The sequence below is a fragment of the Clostridium puniceum genome (genome assembly GCF_002006345.1).
Classification (GTDB): domain Bacteria; phylum Bacillota; class Clostridia; order Clostridiales; family Clostridiaceae; genus Clostridium; species Clostridium puniceum.
The window spans coordinates 1-651 of the sequence record NZ_LZZM01000150.1 but is presented as its reverse complement, the minus strand read 5'-3'; the positions used below and the strand labels follow the sequence as shown (position 1 = coordinate 651).

1 protein-coding gene is annotated in these 651 nt (G+C 29.2%); it reads right to left on the bottom strand.

Annotated features, from left to right (window positions below):
• Window positions 1-100: 100 nt before the first annotated feature.
• Window positions 101-651: cohesin domain-containing protein (locus tag CLPUN_RS27650; protein WP_242954116.1), on the bottom strand; the 551-nt coding region annotated here is incomplete at its 5' end.

Sequence of the window (651 nt, the reverse complement as noted above, 5' to 3'; positions counted from 1 at the left end):
AGTTTCATTTTATTTTTGCACAACAAAAGACACTTACATTTCTGCAAGTGCCTTGATACTTTTATATTTCTACTTATAATGTTATATATTAACTAAGTTTTTAATTTGGATTAGCAAGCATATACTCGCTAATCTTTATTAAATCATCATCATCTATTTTCCCATTGATTACTTGATCAGTGTTATATTGGGTAAGCGTTGTTGGATCTTCCCCTAAATGTCTAGCATCAATGGCTAAATCCAAAAGAGTAAATTCACCTGTGTTATTTACATCCTTTAATACAGTATTATCTATTTTTATAATGGCTTGACCACATTCTGCATCTGTTAAGTCTTTTTCCATAGTTATACCGTCAGAAACTTTACCTTTAGTTATATCAACTAAAGCATCTCCAGAAGCTATCCCTTGAAACTTTAATGTTAGCAATACTTTTTTAGCATTAGTTATATTGGCAGTACCTTTATTTGCAAGAATAAATCTTAATTCGCCATCTTTGTAGACCGGTTTAACTAACTTTATTCCATCAATTTCATTCACCCCTAAGAATTTTAACTTAGTATTATCATATTTAATTTTTACTTCTTCTGCGGCTATTTCTTTTATATTGTCTATTACAAGGTTTGTTAATACTCTTTCTTTTAGGTGAATTT